We start from the raw sequence: 16,970 nt of genomic DNA on the forward strand, positions 1-16,970 counted from the left end.
CACCTTCACTATTGAAGATACTACAAACCCTACCTGGACTAATACTCCTGCGGATATGACTGTAGAATGTGACGGTACTGCCGATCCTAGTGGTGCGTTTGCTGCTTGGTTAGCGTCCTTCTCTGGAACGGATACCTGTGGTTCTGCTGCGGTAACTACTAACAGTACTGGACTTAGCGACCTGTGTGGTGCTACTGGTACTGAAACTGTAACGTTTACACTTACCGATGAATGTGGTAACGCAATTACTGCCGATGCCACCTTCACTATTGAAGATACTACAAACCCTACTTGGATTAATGCACCCGCTGATTTAACAGTTGAGTGCGATGGAACAACTGATGCTAATGGAGCATTAACCCTATGGTTAAATTCATTTACTGGAACCGATACGTGTAGTACTGCAACTGTAACCAACAATAGTAATACTTTAAGCAATCTTTGTGGTGCAAACGGTTCAGAAATGGTAACGTTCACATTAACTGATGAATGTGGTAATGCTATTACTGCAGACGCTACGTTCACTATTCAAGATACAACCGACCCAACATGGGTTAACGCACCTACTGATATGACTGTAGAATGTGATGGAACTGCTGACCCTAATGGCGCATTCGCTACTTGGTTAACGTCGTTCTCTGGAACTGATGCTTGTGGCAATACTACCGTAACTACTAATACCGCTGGACTTAGCGACCTGTGTGGGGCTACTGGTTCGGAAACCGTAACGTTTACACTTACGGATGAATGTGGTAACGATATAACAATGGATGCAACCTTCACTATTCAAGATACAACTGATCCAACTTGGATTAATGAGCCTATGGATATGACTGTAGAATGTGATGGTACTGCCGATCCTAATGGTGCATTTGCTGCTTGGTTAGTTTCATTTTCTGGAACTGATGCTTGTGGAACTGCTACAGTTACTTCAAATAGTACCGGACTTAGCGACCTTTGTGGCGCTACTGGCACAGAGACTGTAACGTTTACACTTACGGACGAATGTGGTAACGATATATCAAAAGATGTGACTTTCACTATTCAAGATACTACGAATCCAACTTGGACTAACACTCCTACCGATATGACCGTAGAATGTGATGGCACAACTGATCCTAGTGGTGCATTTGCCAATTGGTTAACTTCATTCTCAGGAACAGATACTTGTAGTACTGCTACAGTAACAAATAACAGTTCTGGATTAAGTAACATTTGCGGCGCAACTGCATCTGAAACTGTAACATTTACACTTACCGACGAATGTGGTAATCTAATAACAAAGGATGCAACTTTCGGTATTATAGATACTACTGCTCCAACTTGGACTAACGTTCCTGTTGATATGACGGTAGAATGTGACGGAACAATAGACCCTAGCGGCGCGTTTGCTGCATGGTTAACTTCATTCTCAGGAACTGATACTTGTGGAACTGCTGCTGTTACTACAAATAGTGCTGGACTTAGTGACCTTTGTGGAGCTACTGGTACGGAGACTGTAACATTTACGCTTAAAGATGAATGTGGTAACGCTATTGAAGTTGATGCTACTTTCACTATTGAAGACACAACGCTACCTACTTTCGACGGACGCCTACCAGGCGATATAACAGTTGAATGTGATGCAATTCCTGTAGCAGAAAACATAACCGCCTCTGATAATTGTAGCGACGCCAATGTTACTGTAACAGATGTAACTACTCCTGGTGCTTGTGAAGGTTCTTATAAAATAGAGCGTACATATACAGCAACTGATGAATGTGGATTATTTGTAGCATACGCACAAAATATTACTGTGGTTGACACTACTGCTCCAACGCCATCAACAGATTTCGAAAGAGAGCTAACGGTAAGTTGTACGGATATTCCAGATGCCCCTTCAGTAACATTTACTGATAACTGTTCAAGTGATGCAAATATAACTGTTGTATTTAACGAGGTTAATGGATTTGATGATACTATGTTTAACGATTATCAAATTATAAGAACCTGGACTGTTAGAGATGCATGTACCAATGAAGCAGTATATACGCAAACATTAAATGTAAAGCTTGATGAAATAATCACTCAAGTTACTGGACCAGATAAATGTCATAATGATGGTATTATAGATTTAAATGACTTCTTAACTTCTGATAATAAAGAAGGTACTTGGGAATTAATTGAAGGAGATGATATGGCAGAACTTAACGGAAATTTATTTAACCCAACAACACTAGAACCATCAGAAAACTTCAAACCAGGTACAGATGATATAGACTATCTGTTTAGATATACCGGTTTAGACAATGGTTGTATCAATATTACTGAAGTAAGTATGGCTATTATTCCAGATTGTATAGTACTGCCATGTGGTGATACTGATGTTGTAATATCTAAAGCTGTAACACCTAATGGAGATGGTATAAATGATAGTTTCGACATCATGGGTATTGAACTGTGTGGTTTCACGGCTAACGTTAAAATATTCAACCGTTGGGGTGCCTTAATATATGAATCTAGTGCCTATACTCTTGGAGAAGGTCAAGGTCCATGGCAAGGAACTTCCCATAAATCATCAGTAGGCTCTGCGGGTAAAGTACCAAACGGAACTTACTATTACATAATAACCTTAGAAAATAGTGGATTGGCTCCTTATACTGGTCCAATTTATATAGGAACCAAATAATAAACTTTTAACCTATGAAACTTATTAAACGTTATATAATCGCTTTTGCGTTATTCAGTTGTACTGTCGGTGTTGCACAGCAATTACCACAATTTACACAGTACATGTATAACACTATTTCTATAAACCCTGCCTATGCAGGAAGTAGAGAAGCTTTAAGCATTGTTGGATTACATAGAAGCCAATGGGTTGGTTTTGATGGTGGCCCTATCACGCAAACCCTATCTATTCACACACCTCTAAGGAATGATAGAATTGGTTTAGGTTTGTCCTTTATTGAAGATGATTTAGGTCCTGAGAATTTCTCGTATTTATATGCAGATTTCTCATATACCATTCCAACTGGTGATACTGGAAAATTAGCTTTTGGTGTAAAAGGAGGATTCACAAGTTATAGTTTAGACCCAGATTTCAGACGGTCTCAAAATTTCGACCCTTCTATTAGAGGTGTTCAAGATAGATGGACGCCAAACATTGGTTTAGGTGTATTCTATCACACAAATAGATTCTATGTTGGTGCTTCTGCTCCTAGAGTTTTAAATACCGATAGAAATACAGAGGATGGTTTTGAAGCCCTAGAACGTTTAAGTTATTATGTAACAACTGGTGTGGTTATAGATTTAGGTGAGACTGTTAAATTCAAACCTTCGGCTTTAATGAAAGCTACTAATGGTGCGCCACTTTCATTTGACCTAACAGCAAACTTTCTATTTAATGAAAAATTCTGGTTAGGTGGATCTTATAGAATAAATGAATCTACTTCCGCCTTAGGTGGTTTTGCAGATATTCAAGTATCTCGCCAATTACGAATTGGGTATTCTTATGAAAAACCTATTTCAGAAATTAGAAGATACACCAGCGGCACCCATGAAGTACTATTAATTTATGAATTTAGATTCTTAAGTTCTAAACTAAAATCACCAAGATATTTCTAAACCCAAGAGGATTAATTCACTATGAAATTAAAAAACTACATAATAATTGGTCTCATATTAATAATGGGGTCTGAAGCTTATGCCCAACAAGGCAGACAAAGAAGAGCAGACACATTATTTAATAAATTCTCATTCGTAAAAGCTGCTGAAGTTTATAAAGATCTTATTAGAAATAATTACAACAAAGATTATGCTACAAGACAGCTTGCCGATTGTTATGCCTATCTAAGGAATCCAGCAATGGCATCTCGCTATTATAAGAGAGTTGTGGAGCAAGATGAAGTACCAATTGATTACTATTACAGTTATGCACAATCTTTAAGAGGCATAAAAAAATATAAAGAATCTAGAGAATGGTTCCAACGCTTTAAAGACTCAGGTGGCGTTACGAATACTGAGAGTTTTGAAAAAGACCTAGATTTTATGGCGCATGTGTTTAGTGCCAAAAAACAATACTTTTTAAAGCGAACACGTATCAATTCAAGATTTAGCGATTTTGGTGCTATTGAGCATAATGGAAAAATTTACTTTACCTCTGCTAGAGACGAAGGTGTTTCTGTTAAACGCTTATACGGTTGGAACGAACAGCCTTTTCTCGATATTTACGTAACTGAAAAAGGCAGTAGAAGAAAAGTAGATCACTCCTTCAAATTAAAGGGAGATATCAATTCAATTTATCATGATGGCCCTGTGACTATTACCAATGATGGTAAAACCATGTATTTCTCAAGAAATGCAGCCAATAGATTTGGTAAGGAAACCGATAAAAAAGGTGTGAGCCAAATGAGTATCTACAAGGCTACTTTAAAAGATAGTATTTGGACTAATGTTGAAAAATTGCCATTTAGCAATAACAATTACTCTGTACAGCACCCAGCATTGAATAAAGAAAACAACAGATTGTATTTTTCTTCAGACATGCCAGGCGGCGAAGGTGGATCGGATATTTATTATGTGGATATAAACCCTGACGAAACTTTAGGCGAACCACAAAATTTAGGTAAAGTAGTCAACACAAAAGATACCGAAGGCACACCATTTATGAATAACGAAGGGATTTTATTCTTTTCTTCTGATGGTCATTTTGGTTTAGGTTTACTAGATGTTTTTGGTACAATTTCAAATGAGAATGGAGAGATAACAGATGTAGTTAATTTAGGTATTCCTGTAAATTCTGAAAAAGATGATTTTAGTTTCACCATGAATGAAGATGGTTTAACAGGATATTTTTCTTCAAACAGAAGAGGTGGTCGTGGTAGTGATGATATTTATGAATACTATCGTAAACCATTACTTAATGTTCGCGGACAAGTTGTAGATGCTATAAATACGAAACCTGTACCAAACTCTAAGATTAAATTAGTAGATGCCGATGGTAACGAAATTGCCTATGTAGCTACAGATAAAGATGGATTTTACGAAATTAACATTGACAGAAATAAAGATTATAAAATTGTAGCGAGCCAAAACAAATATATTGATGATTATAGAGAATTCTCTTCTAAAAACATTTCAAGTATCGAATCCGTTATTGTTGCAAATTTAATTTTAAACCCTGTACAAAAAGTTGAAGTATTAGCAAGTTTAGCATTAAACACTATTTATTTTGATTTTAACAAACATAATATTCGGGAAGACGCCAAAAAGGAATTGGATAAAATTGTGAAGTTAATGAACGAAGATTATCCTGAAATGGTAATTAGAATTGAATCTCACACAGATTCAAGAGGAACATTATCATACAATGACAGATTATCTATAGATCGTGCAAATTCAACATACGCCTATTTAATTTCAAAAGGTATAGACCCAAGTCGTATTACAGAACATAAAGGTTTTGGAGAAAGACGACTTACAAATGGTTGTGAAGACGGTGCTAAATGTGAGGATAAAGACCATCAATTAAACCGTAGAACTCAATTTATAGTTGTAAAAATGGAATAAAAACACAAATTAACCCTTTGTGCTATCACTATTAAAATGTACTAGACATCTAGGTTATTTTAATTAAAACAAGTCCCCATGAAACTAAAAAATTACTTATTAATCTCTCTCGTGCTAATAGCAAGCTTAAGTGCTTTTGCGCAACAGGGGATGCAAAAAAAGGCAGATAGCCTATTTTACAAGTTTGCCTTTGTTGATGCTGTTAAAACCTACAAAAAGCTCATCTCTAAAGATTATAACGCAGATTACGCTACAAGACAAGTAGCAGATTGTTATGCCTACATGAGAAACCCGGATAGTGCTTCTGTATATTATAAAAAGACAGTACAACAAGAAAACGTACCTGTTGAATATTATTATAAATACGCACAAGCTTTAAGAGGTCAAAATGATTATAAAACCTCTCGTGTGTGGTTAAAGAAGTTTAAAGATGCCGGCGGGATTATTGAAAAGAATAAACTTTCAAGAGATCCAGACTTTATTACTGCTGTATTCAATGCAGAAAACACCTATTTTTTAAAGGAAGTAAAAATCAATTCTGAATTGAGTGATTTTGGAGCCTTTGAGCATAATGGCAACGTATATTTTGCATCATCTGCAGATAAAGGCGTGTCTCAAAAACATATTTATGGATGGAATGAACAGCCTTTTCTTGATGTTTATGTTACTGAAAAAGATGCTGATAGTATCGTTCACCATAAATCAAAATTACAAGGTGATGTTAATTCAAGATACCACGATGGGCCTGTAATTATTACCAAAGATGGTAAAACCATGTATTTTTCGAGAAACAACTTTAGTAAATATGAATTGGAAAAAGATAAAGATGGTATTAGTAACCTTATGATTTATCGTGCATCTTTAGTGGATGGCGAATGGACAAATTTAGAAGCGCTACCATTTAATAATAAAGAGTATTCCGTGGGTCACCCAACTTTAAATAGTGATGAAACAAAATTATATTTTGCTTCGGATATGCCTGGAGGTTTTGGAGGATCAGATATTTATTATGTTGATATCAACAAAGACGGTTCATTCGGAACCCCACAAAATGCCGGGGATATTATCAATACCAAAGACAATGAGTTGTTTCCCTTTATAAACACAGAAGATATTTTATTCTTTTCTTCTGATGGTCATTTAGGACTTGGGCTTCTGGATATTTTCGCTACGGTTTATAATCAAAATAAAGCCATTGAAAGTGTTGTGAATTTAGGACTTCCCGTAAATTCCAATAAAGATGACTTTTCATTCTTTATGAATAATGATGGTATCACGGGCTATATGGCTTCAAACAGAGAAGGTGGTAAAGGTGATGACGATATTTATGCCTACCACAGAATACCTCGTTTAAAACTTGAAGGGACAGTTAAGGACTCTGTAAACGGCGCTCCTATTCCAAATGCTTTGGTGAAACTATCCGATCCAGAAGGTATTCAAATTGTTTATATTGAAACTGACAAGGACGGTAAATATGAAATTAATATTGATAGAGAAGCCGATTATATTGTTAAGGTAAATAAAGAGGGCTATCCAGAAAATGCTGTTGCCATTACAACCAAAGGCGTGTCGAAAGATGCTAAAAGTCTAACAGTTGACTTTAGTATTAGTCCGATTAAAACATCAACTGATGATACTACTGAAACTGCAACAGACACATCTGACAATCCTGATGATGACAATAATACTGATGCTTTAATATCAAATCTAAAATTAGGCCCAATTTACTTTGGTTTTGATAGTACTCGAATTAGAAACGAAGATTCTGATGAATTGGCAAGAATTATTGATTTAATGAACAAGTATCCCGAAATGACCATTAAAATTGAATCTCATACCGATTCTAGAGGACCTAGTGCTTACAACGAATGGTTATCCCAAAAAAGAGCGAACGCTACATTTAGGTATTTAAACTCTAAAGGTATAGATGCAGCTAGAATAACTGAATTTATAGGCTATGGCGAACGCAAACTAACAAATGGTTGCGATGGTTCAATACGTTGTACGGAAGCGCAGCACAAGCTTAACAGACGTACCAACTTTATAGTACTTAAAGTGAAATAATTTAATCTTAGTTTATAATAACCAAAAACCATCAAGAGTTATGCTTTTGATGGTTTTTTTGTTTGTTATTTTAGCGTGAAATTATCCTTATATCGAAGTTAAAAACGCATATGACTACAAAACGAACTTTTCTATTAATATCAATAATTCTAGTTTTTTTCAGTTGTAAAAAACAATCTGAATTAGAATTTGAACAGTCTGTAGTTTATGAAATATTTCCTGCTTTAATGGACTCTTTGCAATTCGACTATCGACTTATATCTCCACCTCCACCAATGCCTATTTTTAACGAAAAAGGTGAAATCATTGGAACTGATACAACTGGAATGGGGCAAAAATTAAAAGAATTCGAACAAAGAAAAGCAGAATTAAAAGAAAACTCTATAAAGCTGGTTGTTGCAATTAGAGATTCTGTTTATCCATTAGAAACTAAAGAAATCTGCCTACTTGTAAAACATTTCGCAAAACAAAGTTTAAAACTTGACTCCACGGATTTGAATGTCAAATACAAAATTGACTTGAAAAAATTAAAAACGGATGAAAAGTTGAAATTCAAATATCTTTCTGGGTTTCCCAAAGGAAGTGATATTTGGAAAAAAGAATATGATTTTCATTTAAGCGGCACAACCCATTTATCAAGAATACAATTTGATTCAACAAAATCTTTCGGAATTTTAAAAAGCGGAATAGGTTGTGGGAAATTATGCGGAGCTGAATTCAGAGTATTTATTAGAAAAGATAATGGAAAGTGGGTAATCGATGAGATTAAAATGACGCATGTATCATGAATTAATTACAATAACAAAAAAATCCTCCCATTTCTGGAAGGATTTATACCTAAAGCTAAATTCAATAACAATTAAGTTATCAATACAACCTTATTATTAACTAACTCAAAAAATTAAATCAAACATTCAATTGTGGCTATTAATCAGTAAATTATAAGGCTATGTTTTTACTACTTTTTTAAAGCAGTTATTTTTTTATAAAAATGTTAGTATAGTACCATCTACCATCTACATCTTGTTCTGCAGAGATTTCAAAATCCGTATAATCTCCTTCAATATTTTTTCTATGCCCTTCGCTTTTCATCCATGCTTTTACAACAGAATCTGCCGAAGTAAATCCGTAAGCTACATTTTCAGAAACTCTTTTAGCCCCTGCATTTGCTTTTAAATAATTACTCCTTGCGAAAAAGTTCTCGTGAGATACTGCTTGGTTATCCACCATATAATCGGTATGGCTGTATGCCGTAGATTTAATAACCGTCATATTGTTTAAAGGATTTAAACCCTCTGATAATCTATGGTTATTAATCAATTCAAGGATTTCTATTTCTATGGTTTTTGTTGCTGGAAGCACAAGGTTTTCTGCTGTTATGGCATCAACTTTATCATCCATAGAATCTGTAGAGCAGGAAAATGAAAAAAGGGCTAAACATGCCAATAACGACAACTTGGTTAATAACTTCATGGTTAGTTAAATTTAGATTTGGTGCTGTAAATCTAGTTGTCTAACCCTGCGCAAAGCGTTAACGAAATGTTAAAATCGATTAAAAACATGTATTTCATCGAATAATTATGTTTTTAATCGATGAAATACACTTTTATTGTATGAATTTATGCGTTTCAACGATATTTTAAGGAGATAATCGATCAATTGCCCAATTGTAGTCTGTTTGCAATTGATATCGGATGCGGTCATGAAGTCTATTAGGTCTCCCCTGCCAAAACTCAATTTCAACAGGTTTCACAATATAGCCGCCCCAATATTCTGGTCTTTCTATTTCCTTTCCCTCATATGCAACCTCCAAGTCTTTCAGCTTTTCTTCTAGTACTTCTCTATTTAAAACAACTTCACTTTGATTAGAAACCAAAGCACCTAACTGGCTTCCCTTTGGGCGCGATTCAAAATAACCATCACTAAGATTTGGTGCAATTTTTTCGGCTTTTCCCTTAATAATGATTTGTCGTTCAGCTGCATGCCAAAAAAATGACAGACATACATTAGGATTTTTTTCTATAGCCCTACCTTTTTCACTTTTATAATTTGTATAGAAAATAAAGCCTTCATAAGTAAACTTTTTTAGAAGCACTACCCTATTTTTAGGAAAACCATCTAGCCCAATAGTAGAAATAGTCATAGCATTGTTTTCATCCTCTGGAAAAAATTGATCGACGTCATAAAACCATTTTTGGAATAATTCCATGGGATTTTCCGGGGCATCCCTTAAAAGTAATTCGCCTTTTTCATAAGACTTTCGGTAATTGCTTAAATCCTTTTCCATATTACGAAATTAACGAAAAATTAATGTTTAATAATACCAAATGAATTTTAAAATTATGAAGGTAAGGTTGAAGTTTATTCAGTATATAGTGAAATATTGTCTTAAACTTCTTATCTTGACACATCTCTCAACTTTATTAATTTAAATTCATTCACTAACCAATGAAATTTGAAAAGTCTCCCTATTTTGAGAAGTTAAAACCTTATAAATTAGAACTTCCTTTTGGCAACTATTATTTATGTCCTAATTTTTTTATTGGCGAATTATTTGAAGGCGTCCATTTTGATTGGGAAAAAACAGAAATACTTGTAAAAGAGATTATCAAGTTTTATGGGGAGTTTAAACCAATAGCCTTTATTTCAAATAGAATTAATTCATACTCAGTTGACCCTCAAAACTGGATAAAAATAGTACAAAAATACAATATACTTGTTGCAAGTGCCATTGTTGCTTACAACAATTCTAATTACATAAATGCGTCTTTAGAAAAACACTTTGCAAAGAAAAGTATTAAACGTTGCTTATCTTTAAGTGAAGCTATTGGTTGGGTTGAAAGCTTAGAAGAGTTTAATTAAAGTCGAAAGTTTTACCATCTTCTGCTAATTCAACATTATCGAAAACTGTTTTTGCTTCCGTTCTAAAATCTTCTAAATTTGGATAACGCGAAGAATAATGTCCCAAAATTAAAGTACCAGCATTGGCTTGCTTTGCAATATTTGCAGCTTGTTTTGCTGTAGAATGTTTTGTTTTGGGGGCTAACTCCGCGTTCTTTTCTAAAAAAGTAGATTCATGGTATAACACATCTACATTTTTAATAATTGGAATTATATCTTCTTTATAAACCGTATCACTACAAAACGCATAGCTTTTAGGCTTGTCTCCTCGTGATGTTACCGTATCGTTTTTTATAAGAATACCGTCTTTATTTTCAACATCAAAACCCTGTTTTAACTTTCGGTAATACGCCACATCTATTTTGGCATTTTCAGCTGCTTCAATATTTAATTTTCTATCGCCTACCTTTTCCTTAAACAAGTACCCATTGGTATAAACACGGTGTTCTAAAGGAATAGTGTGAACTTCAACAACATCATCTTCAAAAATTAATTCTGATGCTTTTGAAGTCAGTTCATGAAAATATAAATTAAAGTTTGTCCAAGAATCTGCAAGCTTCATGTGAAGCGTTACTAATTCTTTAATACCCTTAGGGCCATAAATATGCAAATCTGCTTTTCTGGTCAATAATCTAAATGTTGAAATTAAACCCACCAACCCAAAAAAATGATCGCCATGAAGATGCGAAATAAAAATGCGCTTAATACGATTGAATTTCACTTTATGTTTACGCAATTGCACCTGTGTACCTTCTCCACAATCTATTAAAAACATATGATTGTTGATTTCTAATACTTGAGAGGTTGTGTTTCCTAAAGTTCTTGGAGTCGCGCTATAACAGCCTAAAATGGTTAGTTTCATTATATTAAAACCCTAAATCGCGTTCCATTTCTTCCATTTCAATGATATCAAGAGCTTCTTGTTGCGTTGGCACAACTACCAATTCATCTGGAATAGCATCTAGATCTACTTTAGCTGAAACAATTACGAAAGAATGTTTTGCTTTTCTATGAATATTTGAAATTTGAAGAAACTCATTTATAGTTTCTGGACTTATTTTTTCCAATGAAGTTAAAACGATAATAATATTATCATTTTTATATTTAGGATATAAAGCTTCCAGTTTTTTAACCAATTCTATAACTGTGAACTTTTCCTGGGTTATTGTTGTAATATTTTCGTTCTTATCAATAATCATGATTTACTGTTTTATTTTCGAAGCTAATAAATAAATCACAGCCATTCTAATTGCAACACCATTTTGTACTTGATTTAGAATGATAGCCTGTTTAGAATCTGCGACATCACTAGTAATCTCTACCCCTCTGTTTATGGGGCCAGGGTGCATGATGGTAATTTCTTTATCTAAACTATCTAACAGCGCTTTATTTACTCCAAACTGTTGGGTATATTCTCTGGTTGAAGGAAAATAGCTAATATCCATACGCTCGTTTTGTACACGAAGCATGTTTGCTACATCACACCAATTAAGTGCTTTCCGTAAATTAGTTTCAACCTTAACACCTAATTTATCAATATATTTAGGAATCAATGTTTTGGGGCCGCAAACCATAACTTCTGCCCTTTGTAGTTGCAAGGCAAAAATATTAGAGAGCGCTACCCTACTGTGTAAAATATCGCCAACTATGACCACTTTTTTGCCTTTTACCTCACCCAATCGTTCTCTTATGGAATACGAATCCAACAAGGCTTGTGTTGGGTGTTCATGCGCACCATCGCCTGCATTTATAATACTTGCATTAACGTGTTTAGATAAAAATACGCCAGCTCCAGGGTTTGGATGACGCATCACTACCATATCTACTTTCATAGATAAAATATTATTTACCGTATCTATTAAAGTCTCGCCTTTCTTAACTGAAGATTGTGCAGATGAAAAATTAATAACATCGGCAGACAATCGTTTTTCAGCCAATTCAAAAGATAATTTTGTTCTTGTGGAGTTTTCAAAAAATAAATTGGCAATGGTAATATCCCTTAATGAAGGTACTTTTTTTATGGGCCTGTTAATCACTTCCTTAAAATGATCGGCAGTTTCAAAAATAAGTTGAATATCCTGTTTGTTAAGATATTTTATTCCCAGTAAGTGATTTACACTTAATTCGCTCATTATTTTTTAGTATTCAGTTTTCAATTCAGTCTTCAATTGGCAGTCTTCAGTTGCCAGTACTTCAGCATGTAATTTTCCGTCATCGGTCATCGGTCATCGGTCATCAGTCCTATGTCTTCCGTCTTCCGTCATCAGTCATCCGTCTTCCCTCATCCGTCTCCCGTCCTATTTATCAATCAAGTAAACCGAATCTTCCGCATCATGTTCCTTCCAGTTTACTTTTACTTTTTCACTATTTATAACATCTACTTGTCTTCCTCTATAATCTGGCTGAATCGGTAAATGCCTGCTAAATCGTCTGTCAATTAAGGTCAGTAATTCTATTTCATTAGGTCTTCCAAAGGACTGTATTGCCGTTAATGCAGCTCTTATACTTCTTCCACTATACAACACATCATCAATAAACACAATGTTTTTATCTTCAACTATAAAATCGATTTTGGTAGAATTTGCTTCCAAAGGTTTTTCACTTCTTCTAAAATCATCGCGATAAAAAGTAATGTCTAAATAGCCTAATTTAATGTCTTTGACTTTATAATCCTCTTTAAGAATTTTTGCGATTCTATCAGCTAAAAACACACCACGCGGTTGCAGTCCAATTAAAACCGTATTTGAGAAATCGTTATGTTTTTCAATAAGTTGACAAGCCAATCGATGAAGAATGATGTTTACCTCTTTTGCGTTAAGTAAAACTTTTTGACTCATATTACTATCCAAACGTATTTGGAGTACAAAGGTAATGCAAAAAATTAAAACGGGTTTGTTTTAGTGTGCTTTAATAATAATCATCAAAAAATGAATTGATCAGTTTTAAAATTTCAATAGAATTCTACTAAATTTGTTGCTATTAGACTCAGATTTTAATTATGGACGAATACATTGATATAGTTACCAAAGCCAATATTCCAACGGGGAAAACGGAACTGAAGTCTGTAGTCCATCAAAAAGGATATTACCATAACACGGCTCATTTATGGTTGTTTACCAAGGAAAAAGAGATTTTATTGTCACAACGCTCTGCAAAAAAAGCTATTTGCCCACTACTCTGGGACGTCTCCGTTGCTGGACATATCGATGCTGGAGAAACCCCTAAACAAGCAGCTATAAGAGAAGGTTTTGAAGAAATAGGCATCACTTTAAAAGAAGATGATTTGGAACTTATTGGGGTTTTTAATTGTTTTCAAAGTTATGAGAATGGTATTATTGATAACGAATTTCACAATACATTTATCGCAGAACTTAAAGTGCCGCTTTCTGAATTAACGCTCCAAGAAGAAGAAGTTGAAGCACTTAAACTAGTTTCGTTTAAAGAATTTGAAGCTTTATTAGAAAACATTGGAGAGAATGATCATTTTGTGGCTTCTAATAAAAACTATTACGAATTGATTCTTCAAAAAATTATTGGAAGAATTAATTAACAGAAGCCGTCACTTAGAATTTAAATTTCATTAAATTAGAGGTGTTATTTTTACAAAATTCATCTTAATGAAATTCTTTTTAACCCTCATAATTTTTTCTTTACATCCATTTTTAAGTTTTGCTCAATCTCCTTTTTTTCAATCTGAAGAAGACCCAAAACCCAAAGAAAAAACTTGGAAAAAAATCAAGAAATTATCAGATGAATTTGATGGCAACAATTTAAATCTGAAAAAATGGCAAAAAGAACCGATTGGTAATCATTGGTCTTGGGATGGTCGCCCTCCTGCCCTTTTCAAAGCTAGCAATGTTGTAATAAAAGATGGAAAACTAAATGTTACCGTTGGAAAATTGAACACACCTGTTACAAAAAAAGGTAGCACATTCACACACCAAGGCGGCATTGTTAGAGCTTTAAATCCTGGGAAAGTGGGTTGGTATTTTGAATGCAAAATGAAAGCCAATAAAACAGTAATGTCCTCCACGTTTTGGCTGATGAGCAAATACGATTGTGAGAAAAAGGAAGAACTGGACATTCAGGAATGTGTCGGCAGGGTTACCGAAAAAACCGAAGATTGGGCAACAAAATGGGATCAAATTTTCCACTCTAATGCCATTCACAGAAAAACAGAATGCCACCCTGAATCTGAGCGCGATCAAGATTTTGTAATTACCGAAACCAAAAATCACGAACGTTTTTACGTCTATGGCGCATGGTGGAAATCCCCAACAGAAATTCTGTGTTTTCTCGATGGAAAATATGTCTATACATTGAACCCAACTGTAACATGGGATATGCCAGCATATGTACACATGGCGATAGAAACTTACGATTGGAACCCTATTCCAGAGGATGGTGGTTTGGTTGAAAGTGGCACTTGGGAAGAACGCACCACACAATACGAATGGGTAAGAACTTGGAAACTTAAATAGATATATCCATAAGATAACTTTATATTTAGAAAGAAAATCAATTAAACATATGAGCAAAACATATAAAACGATTGTCAATAAAAATTACGAATTTGATTTAAAGGATGCCGATGTTGCTGTTGTCGATGTCATTGCAACCTCAGAAAACACCTATCATGCGCTACACAACCAAAGATCTTTTAAAGTTGAAGTATTGGAAAGCGATTTCAATTCTAAATCCTACACCATATCCGTAAATAATACCTCTTATACAGTTTCAATTAAAAATGAACTCGATGTACTTATTGATAAAATGGGATTTTCCGTAGGTCTAAAAAAAGAAATCAAATCGATTATCGCACCAATGCCCGGTCTTATTTTGGAACTAAATATTGAAGTTGGACAAGACATTAAAGAAAATGATACCCTGTTAATTCTGGAAGCCATGAAAATGGAAAATAGCATCACATCGCCTATTGATGGTGTTATAAAATCCATTAATGCGAAAAAGGGCGATGCCGTTGAAAAGAATCAGTTAATCATAGAATTCGAATAATGAAAAAAATACTTGTAGCAAATAGAGGAGAAATTGCAATAAGAGTGATGACAACAGCTCGAAAAATGGGTATTAAAACTGTTGCCGTTTACTCCACAATTGATAGAAATGCGCCCCATGTTAGGTTTGCAGATGAAGCCATTTTAATTGGAGAAGCACCATCTAATCAATCCTATTTAAAAGGCGATAAAATTATTGAAGTCGCCAAAAGTTTGAATGTAGATGGCATTCATCCTGGATATGGCTTTTTAAGTGAAAATGCCGATTTTGCTGAATTATGCGAACAGAATGACATCATTTTTATTGGTCCAAAATCGAAAGCCATAAAAGTAATGGGCAGTAAACTGGCTGCTAAAGAAGCGGTTAAAGCTTACGACATCCCAATGGTGCCGGGTATTGATGAAGCTATAACCGATGTAAAAAAAGCAAAAGATATCGCCAATAAAATTGGATTTCCTATTTTAATAAAAGCTTCGGCTGGCGGCGGTGGAAAAGGCATGCGCGTTGTTGAAAAAGAAAAAGATTTAGAATCTCAAATGAATCGTGCCATAAGCGAAGCAACTTCGGCATTTGGTGATGGTTCGGTTTTTATAGAAAAATATGTGAGTTCTCCGCGCCATATTGAAATTCAAGTGATGGCGGATAGTCATGGCAATGTGCTGCATTTTTTTGAACGCGAATGCAGTATTCAACGTCGTCATCAAAAAGTGGTTGAAGAAGCACCTTCATCTGTTTTAACTCCAGAATTAAGAAATCAAATGGGAGAAGCAGCCATAAAAGTTGCAAAATCTTGTGATTATTTAGGTGCAGGAACTGTTGAGTTTTTATTGGACGAAAACCTGAATTTTTACTTTCTAGAAATGAACACACGTTTGCAGGTAGAACATCCCGTAACCGAACTAATTTCAGGTGTAGATTTAGTAGAGTTGCAAATTCGTGTGGCTCGTGGCGAGAAACTCAATATAAAACAAGAAGATTTAAAAATTAACGGACACGCTTTGGAATTAAGAGTGTATGCCGAAGATCCATTAAATGATTTCTTACCTAGTGTTGGACATTTAAGCGTTTATAAACTTCCTGTTGGAAAAGGTATTCGAGTTGATAACGGCTATGAAGAAGGTATGGATATTCCAATTTACTACGACCCCATGCTTTCAAAATTAATCACTTATGGAAACACTCGTGAGGAAGCAATTATGCTCATGAAGCAAGCCATTAGCAATTATAAAGTAGAAGGCGTTGCAACAACTTTACCTTTCGGTAAATATGTTTGTGAACACGATGCTTTTATTTCTGGTAATTTTGATACGCATTTTGTTAAAAATTACTACGCTCCAGAAAATCTAAAAGCGGACATGGAAAGTGACGCTAAAGTTGCTGCTTTAATTGCTGTGAAACATTATTTAAAAGATCAAAAATTATTAAGGGTGCCAAAAATTTAG

Annotated in this window: 16 protein-coding genes; 10 read left to right on the forward strand and 6 right to left on the reverse strand. The window is 34.6% G+C overall.

The window, feature by feature from the left end; genetic code table 11:
* From ABXQ82_RS16540 to ABXQ82_RS16560, 5 genes are all read left to right on the forward strand, one after another.
* On the forward strand, window positions 1-2,668 hold a 2,668-nt coding region (locus ABXQ82_RS16540; RefSeq protein ID WP_367062345.1), incomplete at its 5' end, for a gliding motility-associated C-terminal domain-containing protein.
* A 14-nt stretch (window positions 2,669-2,682) separates the two neighbouring features.
* Window positions 2,683-3,603 carry a type IX secretion system membrane protein PorP/SprF gene (locus ABXQ82_RS16545; protein WP_367062348.1) on the forward strand — a complete coding sequence of 307 codons (921 nt, stop codon included), beginning with the start codon at window positions 2,683-2,685 and terminating at the stop codon, window positions 3,601-3,603.
* 21 nt (window positions 3,604-3,624) lie between these two features.
* Window positions 3,625-5,547, forward strand: coding sequence for an OmpA family protein (locus tag ABXQ82_RS16550; RefSeq protein ID WP_367062351.1), 1,923 nt, complete (start codon window positions 3,625-3,627; stop codon window positions 5,545-5,547).
* A gap of 78 nt (window positions 5,548-5,625) precedes the next feature.
* Window positions 5,626-7,611: an OmpA family protein gene (locus ABXQ82_RS16555; protein ID WP_367062354.1), complete on the forward strand. Its 1,986-nt coding sequence runs from the start codon at window positions 5,626-5,628 to the stop codon at window positions 7,609-7,611.
* 275 nt (window positions 7,612-7,886) lie between these two features.
* The gene (locus ABXQ82_RS16560; protein ID WP_367062357.1) at window positions 7,887-8,399 is read left to right on the forward strand and encodes a hypothetical protein; all 513 of its coding nucleotides are present in this window, start codon (window positions 7,887-7,889) and stop codon (window positions 8,397-8,399) included.
* A gap of 187 nt (window positions 8,400-8,586) precedes the next feature.
* On the opposite strand, the gene ABXQ82_RS16565 is transcribed toward ABXQ82_RS16560, so the two are convergent.
* Together ABXQ82_RS16565 and pdxH are read right to left on the reverse strand one after the other, a co-directional pair.
* Entirely contained in the window at window positions 8,587-9,084 is a 498-nt protein-coding gene (locus ABXQ82_RS16565) for a CAP domain-containing protein (protein ID WP_367062360.1), read from the reverse strand.
* A 166-nt stretch (window positions 9,085-9,250) separates the two neighbouring features.
* On the reverse strand, window positions 9,251-9,898 hold the full coding sequence (gene pdxH / locus ABXQ82_RS16570; protein WP_367062363.1) for a pyridoxamine 5'-phosphate oxidase: 648 nt from the start codon (window positions 9,896-9,898) through the stop codon (window positions 9,251-9,253).
* 161 nt (window positions 9,899-10,059) lie between these two features.
* Between pdxH and ABXQ82_RS16575 the strand changes: the two genes are divergently transcribed.
* Complete coding sequence (locus ABXQ82_RS16575) at window positions 10,060-10,473, forward strand: hypothetical protein (RefSeq protein WP_367062366.1); 414 nt, start codon at window positions 10,060-10,062, stop codon at window positions 10,471-10,473.
* Here the strand turns inward: ABXQ82_RS16575 and ABXQ82_RS16580 are convergent.
* The 4 genes from ABXQ82_RS16580 to pyrR form a co-directional block, all read right to left on the reverse strand.
* Entirely contained in the window at window positions 10,466-11,374 is a 909-nt protein-coding gene (locus tag ABXQ82_RS16580) for a ribonuclease Z (RefSeq protein ID WP_367062369.1), read from the reverse strand. The two genes, ABXQ82_RS16575 and ABXQ82_RS16580, sit on opposite strands and share 8 nt — an antisense overlap.
* A 4-nt stretch (window positions 11,375-11,378) precedes the next feature.
* Complete coding sequence (locus ABXQ82_RS16585; protein ID WP_367062372.1) at window positions 11,379-11,711, reverse strand: ribonuclease Z; 333 nt, start codon at window positions 11,709-11,711, stop codon at window positions 11,379-11,381.
* 3 nt (window positions 11,712-11,714) lie between these two features.
* A complete protein-coding gene (locus ABXQ82_RS16590) occupies window positions 11,715-12,644 on the reverse strand; it encodes an aspartate carbamoyltransferase catalytic subunit (protein WP_367062375.1) in 930 nt (309 codons plus the stop codon).
* Between the two features lie 165 nt (window positions 12,645-12,809).
* Window positions 12,810-13,349 carry a bifunctional pyr operon transcriptional regulator/uracil phosphoribosyltransferase PyrR gene (gene pyrR / locus ABXQ82_RS16595; protein WP_367062378.1) on the reverse strand — a complete coding sequence of 180 codons (540 nt, stop codon included), beginning with the start codon at window positions 13,347-13,349 and terminating at the stop codon, window positions 12,810-12,812.
* 161 nt (window positions 13,350-13,510) lie between these two features.
* On the opposite strand from pyrR, the gene ABXQ82_RS16600 reads away from it, so the two are divergent.
* From ABXQ82_RS16600 to accC, 4 genes are all read left to right on the forward strand, one after another.
* Entirely contained in the window at window positions 13,511-14,062 is a 552-nt protein-coding gene (locus ABXQ82_RS16600; protein ID WP_367062381.1) for an NUDIX domain-containing protein, read from the forward strand.
* Window positions 14,063-14,129: 67 nt separating this feature from the next.
* A complete protein-coding gene (locus ABXQ82_RS16605) occupies window positions 14,130-14,993 on the forward strand; it encodes a glycosyl hydrolase (protein WP_367062384.1) in 864 nt (287 codons plus the stop codon).
* A 49-nt stretch (window positions 14,994-15,042) separates the two neighbouring features.
* A complete protein-coding gene (locus ABXQ82_RS16610) occupies window positions 15,043-15,528 on the forward strand; it encodes an acetyl-CoA carboxylase biotin carboxyl carrier protein subunit (protein WP_367062387.1) in 486 nt (161 codons plus the stop codon).
* Window positions 15,528-16,970: an acetyl-CoA carboxylase biotin carboxylase subunit gene (gene accC, locus ABXQ82_RS16615; RefSeq protein WP_367062390.1), complete on the forward strand. Its 1,443-nt coding sequence runs from the start codon at window positions 15,528-15,530 to the stop codon at window positions 16,968-16,970. The genes ABXQ82_RS16610 and accC overlap by 1 nt, the downstream gene beginning before the upstream one ends.

Origin of the sequence: Algibacter sp. 2305UL17-15 (assembly GCF_040720935.1) — a bacterium.
Classification (GTDB): domain Bacteria; phylum Bacteroidota; class Bacteroidia; order Flavobacteriales; family Flavobacteriaceae; genus Jejuia.